Source organism: Rhodococcus sp. MALMAid1271, from assembly GCF_049195265.1.
Classification (GTDB): Bacteria; Actinomycetota; Actinomycetes; order Mycobacteriales; family Mycobacteriaceae; genus Rhodococcoides.
Genome location: NZ_JBMIRQ010000069.1, coordinates 1 through 218 on the forward strand (window position 1 = coordinate 1; position 218 = coordinate 218).

A 218-nucleotide genomic window follows, 5' to 3' on the forward strand; every position below is an offset into this window, starting at 1 on the left:
ATGGTGCCGTCCGGGTCTCGTTGATCGACGGCGTTTCGCAGTGCAGATACTGCCAGTGAGGCTTTCATACGGCTGTCGATCGAGTATCCGACGATCTTGTTCGAGTACAGGTCTTTGATGGCGCAGAGGTAGAGCTTGCCCTCGTCGGTACGGTGCTCGGTGATGTCGGTCAGCCAGATCTGGTTGCGTTCCTGTGCGGTGAATTGGCGGTCGACGAG

Annotated in this window: 1 protein-coding gene; it reads right to left on the reverse strand. The window is 57.8% G+C overall.

What is annotated here, in order from left to right; genetic code table 11:
• Positions 1–218, reverse strand: a 218-nt coding sequence (locus ACOQFP_RS10225) for a DDE-type integrase/transposase/recombinase (RefSeq protein WP_421584248.1), incomplete at both ends; no start/stop codon positions are given.